At 64.4% G+C, this 7,123-nt stretch carries 4 protein-coding genes and 2 pseudogenes; 4 read left to right on the forward strand and 2 right to left on the reverse strand.

Going from position 1 to position 7,123, the window contains the following annotated elements:
• A pseudogene (locus tag ACQKQA_RS29215) lies at positions 1-720 on the forward strand (hypothetical protein); the annotation flags it as partial.
• Positions 721-881: 161 nt separating this feature from the next.
• Here ACQKQA_RS29215 and ACQKQA_RS29220 read toward each other — a convergent pair.
• The gene (locus ACQKQA_RS29220; RefSeq protein WP_427564657.1) at positions 882-2,228 is read right to left on the reverse strand and encodes a spinster family MFS transporter; all 1,347 of its coding nucleotides are present in this window, start codon (positions 2,226-2,228) and stop codon (positions 882-884) included.
• A 323-nt stretch (positions 2,229-2,551) separates the two neighbouring features.
• Here ACQKQA_RS29220 and ACQKQA_RS29225 point away from each other — a divergent pair, with 323 nt between their 5' ends.
• Both ACQKQA_RS29225 and ACQKQA_RS29230 read left to right on the forward strand, forming a co-directional pair.
• The gene (locus tag ACQKQA_RS29225) at positions 2,552-2,911 is read left to right on the forward strand and encodes a YkgJ family cysteine cluster protein (RefSeq protein ID WP_427564658.1); all 360 of its coding nucleotides are present in this window, start codon (positions 2,552-2,554) and stop codon (positions 2,909-2,911) included.
• Between the two features lie 143 nt (positions 2,912-3,054).
• Positions 3,055-5,337 carry a putative bifunctional diguanylate cyclase/phosphodiesterase gene (locus tag ACQKQA_RS29230; protein WP_427564659.1) on the forward strand — a complete coding sequence of 761 codons (2,283 nt, stop codon included), beginning with the start codon at positions 3,055-3,057 and terminating at the stop codon, positions 5,335-5,337.
• Here the strand turns inward: ACQKQA_RS29230 and ACQKQA_RS29235 are convergent.
• A complete protein-coding gene (locus ACQKQA_RS29235) occupies positions 5,228-6,124 on the reverse strand; it encodes an NAD(P)-dependent oxidoreductase (RefSeq protein ID WP_427564660.1) in 897 nt (298 codons plus the stop codon). The two genes, ACQKQA_RS29230 and ACQKQA_RS29235, sit on opposite strands and share 110 nt — an antisense overlap.
• 192 nt (positions 6,125-6,316) lie before the next feature.
• Between ACQKQA_RS29235 and ACQKQA_RS29240 the strand changes: the two are divergent.
• Positions 6,317-7,123, forward strand: a pseudogene (locus ACQKQA_RS29240) (hypothetical protein); the annotation flags it as partial.

Genomic DNA, 7,123 nt, shown 5'->3' on the forward strand with positions numbered 1-7,123 from the left:
CGTCCGGCCCACATAACGATCGGTGCCGTACCCACGGCCTTTCAGATAGAGGTACAGCGGTTCGTTCTGAAACACCTGAACGACGACGAAGGCGTGACTATCACCTACGACCGCAACCAGGCGCTGTCTCGCGAAGACATGCAGTTCATCACCTGGGAACACCCGATGGTGCAAGGCGGCATGGACCTGGTGCTGTCCGGCTCCATGGGCAACACCGCCGTGGCGCTGATCAAGAACAAGGCGCTGAAACCCGGCACCGTGCTGCTGGAACTGCTGTACGTCAGCGAGGTGGTGGCGCCCCGTTCGCTGCAGCTGGGCCGCTACCTGCCACCGGCCGCCCTGCGCTGCCTGCTGGACGCCAACGGCAACGACCTGGCGGCCCGCGTCGCCTTCGAGACCCTCAACGACCAGCTGGAAAGCGTGCCCAAGGCCAGCGCCAACAAGTTCATCCAGGCCCAGCGCGACCAGTTGACGCCGAAGATCAACGCCGGCGAAGCCAAGATCGCCCCGCGTCACGCCGAGCGCGTGGCCGAGGCGCAACGCCGCCTGGCCGCCGACACCGACGAAGAACTGGCGCGCCTGACCGCGTTGCAGGCGGTCAATCCGACCGTACGCGACAGCGAACTGCAGGCCCTGCGCCAGCAACGCGAACAAGGCCTGGCCATGCTGGAAAAAGCGGCGCTGCGCCTGGAAGCGATCCGGGTGTTGGTGGCGGGCTGATCCCCCCTCCCTCCCCCAATAAAAAGGCCCGCGCAATGCGGGCCTTTTTCGTTTGCTTCTGTAGGAGCGAGGCTTGCCCGCGATAGGGACAATGCGTTCTGTCTGACGCACCGCGTCATCGTTCATCGCGGGCAAGCCTCGCTCCTACAGGACTTAGTCGATCAGGCCGTTGCTGCCGCCCCCACCGGCTCCCCCGGCACCAGCCCCTCCTTCATCCGCTGGGCGTCGCGGGCGAAGCAGCGCGAGGCCAGGAACAGGAACAGCAGGGTCAGCAGCAGCGCCACCGGAATCAGGTACATGGCGTCATGCAGGCCGACCGCCTTGAACGCCTCGGTCATCTGTTCGGCCCCGGCGGCGTACATCGCCGCATGGGCAAAATGGTCGGACAGCGCCCCCACCACCACGGGCCCCAGGCCACCGCCCAGTAGATACAGGCCGGCGAAGAACAGCGCCATGGCCGTGGCCCGCAGGCGCGGCTCGACCACATCCTGGATCGCCGTGTAGACGCAGGTGTAGAAGTTGTAGGCAAACAGCCAGCCGACACTGAACACCGCGACGAACACCCCAATCTCGATGCGCCCGGCATGCAGGGCCCAGGCGGTGCACAGGGTCGAGACCAGCATGCTGAACGCGGCGAACAGCAGCCGGCCGTTGGCCACCCGCTGGTGAATCTTGTCGGCCACCCAGCCGCCCAGGGTCAGGCCGACCAGGCCGGTGACCCCCACTATCACCCCAGTGGCCACCGCCGCGTCTTGCAACGACAGGAGGAAATAACGCTGCAGCATCGGCACCAGGAACGAGTTGCAGGCATAGGTCGCGAAGTTGAAGGTCAGCCCGGCCAGCACCAGCCAGAGAAAGGTCGGAATCGCCAGCACCCGGCGGATCGGCCGGGCGATGGGCTCCTGGGACACCTTGACCGTCTCCGCCGCCCCGCGCTTGGGCTCCTTGATGAAGAACATGAACACCGCCAGCAACAACCCCGGCACCGCGGCGATAAAGAACGGCGCGCGCCAGCTGTCGAAGGCCTTGACCATCGCGCCGATGGTGAAGAACGCCAGCAACAGGCCCAGGGGCAGGCCAAGCATGAAGATGCCCATGGCCCGGGCCCGGCGATGGGCCGGGAACAGGTCGCCGATCAGCGAGTTGGCCGCCGGGGCGTAACTGGCTTCGCCGATGCCGACGCCCATGCGCACCAGCAGGAAACTCCAGAAGCTGCCCACCAGGCCGTTGACCGCGGTCAGCCCGCTCCACACCGCCAGGCCCCAGCCCATGAGCTTGCTGCGCGAACCGGTATCGGCCATGCGCCCCAGGGGCAGACCGGCAATGGCGTAGACGATGGTGAAGGCGGTGCCGATGATGCCGAGCTGGAAGTCGCTCAGGTGCCACTCCAGACGGATCGGCTCGATGATGATGGCGGGAATGGTGCGATCGAAGAAGTTGAACAGGTTCGCCAGGAACAACAGGAACAGAATGCGCCAGGCATTCGCCGCTTGGGTCGAGTTCTGCATGGGACGGTCTCTTTATTGTTATTCGGCCAGACGCAACCAAGCCTGGAAGTTGCAATCTAGTCAGCCCCACCCCGATTGTCTGTAATGATTCGTAAGGCTGATATCAGACAATCGGTCGCGCCCGACAGCGTCCCGAACGACGCCACAGCCCCCCGCCCAAAAACCCGCAAGCCCCCGGATACCGGGGCTAAAGCCCGAATTTTCAAGGGCTTGCACAAGCCTCGAAAAATACCTCGCGCTCCCCCTTCCCAAGGCCGTTGCGAAGCCTAGAATAGCGGCCTTGCCTGCCCCCTCATCCACCTCCTCCCCCGTTGAATACGCCCATGTCCGAAGCCAGTCCGTGTCTGAATTGCGGTGCCTGCTGTTCACACTTTCGTGTGTCTTTTTTCTGGGGCGAGTGCGCCTCTTCCGGCGGTACGGTGCCCGACGATCTGGTGGCATCCATCAACCCCAGCCGAGTCGCCATGCTCGGCACCGATTGCAAATCGCCCCGCTGCATCGCGCTGACCGGCGAAGTCGGCAAGCACGTCAGCTGTTCAATCTACGAGCAGCGCTCCAGCCCCTGCCGCGAGTTCGAAGCGTCCTGGGAAAACGGTGAACAGAACGTCGATTGCGACGCCGCGCGCGCGGCCTTCGGCCTCCCGCCCCTGGAACCGGAGCTGCATTTCAACCAGAGCGCTTAGCTCGATTGGTTATGGGATAAATTCCAAAATCATTTAAGTCAAATTGCCATCATCGCCTTCGGCTTCGCCCCCTCTTCCTATACTCAGCTCCATCGTTCAGCCGACGGGCGCTGATACGGGATGACTCACTGGCGGGGCATGCGATGGAATGGCTTGGTCTGCATTTTTTTACCGAGCTCCCCGAAGGCGGGCAGGTATTGCTCACCTGCGACCACAACTCCGTGCTGGTGCTCCTGGCCTATCTGGTGGCCTGCGCCGGCAGCTTCGCCACCCTGGACATGGCCGAACGGGTGCGCCACGTCGATCTGCCCGCGGCTCGGCGACGCTGGCGCTGGGTCGGCGCCTTCTGCCTGGCCGGTGGCATCTGGGCCATGCACTTCATCGGCATGCTGGCGCTGCAGACGCCCATCGAAACCCATTACGACCTGCCGATGACCCTGCTGTCGCTGCTGATCGCAGTGATTGCCTCCTGGCTGGCGATGAACACCCTGAGCCATCCCAGGCTGCACCTGTGGCGCTACCTGCTGGCCTCGGTCTGGATCGGCCTGGGCATCTGCACCATGCACTATGTCGGCATGGCGGCCATGCGCTCCCAGGCCACGGCCTACTACCAGCCCGACCTCTTCGGCCTGTCCATTGCCATCGCCATCAGTGCGAGCCTGGTCGCCCTGCTGCTATCGCGCTACCTGAGCGATGGCAGCGGCCTGTTGCACCAGTTGCTCAAATACGCCTCGAGCCTGCTCCTGGGCGGCGGCATCGTCGCCATGCACTTCACCGGCATGTGGTCATTGAAACTGGTGATGCCGGCGGCGGGCAGCGCCTCGATCCCAGTGGACGACAACCCCTTGCAACTGGGCCTGACCATCGCCGTCATCGTCCTGCTGATCATTGGCAGCTGCATCAGCGCGGCGCTGGCGGACAAGAAGCTGCAGCACAAGGAGCAGGACCTGCGCCGGGTCAACACCCTGCTGTGCCAGCTGGACCAGGCCCGGGTGGCGCTGCAACAGGTGGCGCATTACGACGCCCTGACCAACCTGGTCAACCGGCGTGGCTTCAATCAGCTGTTCGCCGAAAAACTCATCGAGAAAACCGTGCAGGGCGGCAGGCTGGCGGTGATGTTTCTCGACATCGACCACTTCAAGCGGATCAACGACAGCCTCGGCCACGATGCCGGCGACGAACTGCTGAAGGTGCTCGCCCACCACATCAAGAGCTCCACCCGCAGCCATGAAGACGTGGTGGCGCGTTTCGGCGGCGACGAGTTCTGCATCCTCATCAGCCTGCGCGAGCGCGACGAAGCCCGGTACCTGGCGCAGCGCATCATGGACAAGATGAAGGAGCCCATCGAGCTGGCGGGACGGCGCATGGTCATGACCACCAGCATCGGCATCAGCCTGTTCCCCGACGACGGCACCACCAGCGAGGAACTGCTCAAGCATGCCGACCTGGCGCTCTATCAATCCAAGGGCAGCGGTCGCAACAGCCTGCACTTCTTCAGCCCCAGCATGACGAACCGGGCCAGCCTGGAACTGCAACTGGAGGAAGAACTGCGCAACGCGCTGCACAGCGAGGCCGGGCTAACCCTGTATTACCAACCCATCTACGACCTGAACCGCCGCCAGGTCAGCAAGCTCGAAGCCCTGGTGCGCTGGCAACATCCATTGCACGGGCTGCTGGTCCCGGATCGCTTCATCGGCATCGCCGAGGCCAACGGGCTGATCGCCGAACTGGACAACTGGGTACTGCGCCGGGCCTGTGCGGACCTGGCCGCCCTGTCCCGCCATGGCTTCGCCGACTTGCACATCGCGGTCAACTGCTCGGCCCTGAACCTGGCGCGCGAAGCCCTGCCCGAGGAGATCGCCGACGCCCTGCGCAGCGCCGGTGTCGCCCCACGGCGCCTGGAACTGGAGGTCACGGAAAACGCCCTGATGGGCAACATCGACACCACGGTGAACCTGTTGCGGCAGATCCGCGACTTGGGCGTATCGCTGTCGCTCGACGACTTCGGCACCGGTTATTCATCCCTCGCCTACCTCAAGCGCCTGCCGCTCAACACCTTGAAGATCGACCGTTCGTTCATCCAGGACGTGCCCGAGTCGACCCAGGACCGGGAAATCGTCCAGGCGATCATCGCCATGGCGCACATCCTGCACCTGCAGGTGGTCAGCGAAGGCGTCGAACACCCGCAGCAGCATGAGTTCCTGACCCGGCACGGCTGCGACTTCATCCAGGGCCACCTGCTCGGCCGGGCGGTGCCCCTGGACGAATTGCCGCAGGCGATCGCCGAGATCGAGCAGCGCCTGCTGCCCGCCGCGGTCAGCCCTCTGACGCCGGTTCGCGATACAGGCGGATCAGGGTCGCGGGATCCTGTTCCAGATACCCCTGGCCGCCATGCAGGCGCATCAACTGCGCAGCCAACCCGCTGATCGGCGTGGCCGAGCCCTGCTCGCGGGAAAACTTCACCGCCCCGTCCAGATCCTTGAGCAGGGTGCGCACATGCCATTTGATTGGCTCGAAGCGGCTTTCGGCCATCTGCGGGGCCAGGATCTGCAGCGGCCTGGAATCGGCAAAACCACCGGCCAGCGCCTCGGCCAGCAACGACGCCTGCACCCCGGAACGTTCGGCCAGCGCCACCACTTCGGCGATCACCAGCGCATTGCAGGCCACGATCATCTGGTTGCAGGCCTTGGTCACCTGGCCAGCGCCGACGCCGCCCATGTGGGTCACCCGCTGCCCCAGCTGGAGCAGCACCGGCCGCACCCGCTCGATATCCGCCGCCTCGCCCCCGACCATGATCGCCAGGCTGCCGGCCTCGGCCCCGGGCGTGCCGCCGGACACCGGGGCATCGACCCAGCCCATGCCGGTGGCGCCCGCCAGCTGCGCAGCCATGTCCCGGGTGGCGGTCGGCTCCAGGCTGGACAGGTCCACCAGCAACTGGCCGGCCCTGGCGCCCTGGGCGATACCCTCGGCGCCGAACACCACCTCGCGCACCACCTCGGTGTTGGCCAGGCACAGCAGCACCAGATCCGCGGTCGCGCAGAGTCGGGCCGGGCTCTCGGCCAGTCGCGCCCCGGCCTCGATCAGCGGCGCGCATTTTTCCCGGTTGCGATTCCACACCACCAGGGGATAACCCGCCGCCAGCAGTCGGCGGCACATGGGCAAGCCCATCAAGCCAATACCGGCGAACCCAAGGGTGGGTAACGTTGCCATCATCCTGCCTCCTTTTGATTAAAGATCACCGCAAACCGGCCGATTTATCTGAACCAAGGAAAGGAATCCCCCTAGCATCCATAAGACTTATCCCTATCGCTGGGGCAAATATCGCACTGTAAAGTCGCGAGATCCCACTTGATGGCTCTTTGATATCCCATCACCGAGCCGACCAGTCCAGGCACACGGCGCACAATGACTTCTAAAAACAATTCTGCCAACGCAGTATCCGAGTTGACGCTGACCCTGGGCAGCCAGAGCCTTTCAGAGTCGAAGCCATTGTCCAGCTCACGCCCACAGGCACCCCAGCAGTACCTCTACTTCACCGAAACCAATACCGACCGCATCCTCGACAACCTCGACGGCCTGCGCGACTCGGTGTTCCCCCGCGCGCCGCACCTGGAAGACGAGCTCGAAGCGCGCCGCGAGCAGGAGTTTCCCTCGGTCTGCCTGATCGGCCTGGGCCGCTGCGGTTCGAACATCGCCCTGGACGTGGCGGAGCTTGTGTACAACGCCCGCAAGTTCTACCTCAACGAATTCAACAACGACGACAAGGCCTACGCCGAAAAGGGCTACAGCCCCGCCCAGTGGATCCGCCACAACCTGCGCCTGGGCCAGAACAAGGCCAGCAAGCCGGTGTTCCTGGTCGAGCCGCTGGTGATGCTGGGCGACCTGGACAAGGACATCGCCGGGCGTATCCGCTTCTCGCGCAAGGGTGAAAAAAGCGGCTTCATCCGCGACTACAGCAAGATGAAGATCATGGACCTCTCGGAAGTCCACGCCGGCGGCGCCGGTAACGCGCCGATCCTCGGCCAGTACCTGGCCAAGATCATCCTCAACAAGGACACCCAGCGCTTCTCCAGCCCCGACTGGAAAATGATCCACTCGTACCTGATCGACTCCTGCGGCATCAAGGCCAACCAGTCGCGCCTGCCCGAACGTGGCCCTGACCTACGGCGGCGTGATCCTCAAGTACAACGTCTCGGTGATCGCGCCTTACGC

It is taken from the genome of Pseudomonas sp. NPDC089530, from assembly GCF_050280705.1.
GTDB lineage: Bacteria > Pseudomonadota > Gammaproteobacteria > Pseudomonadales > Pseudomonadaceae > Aquipseudomonas.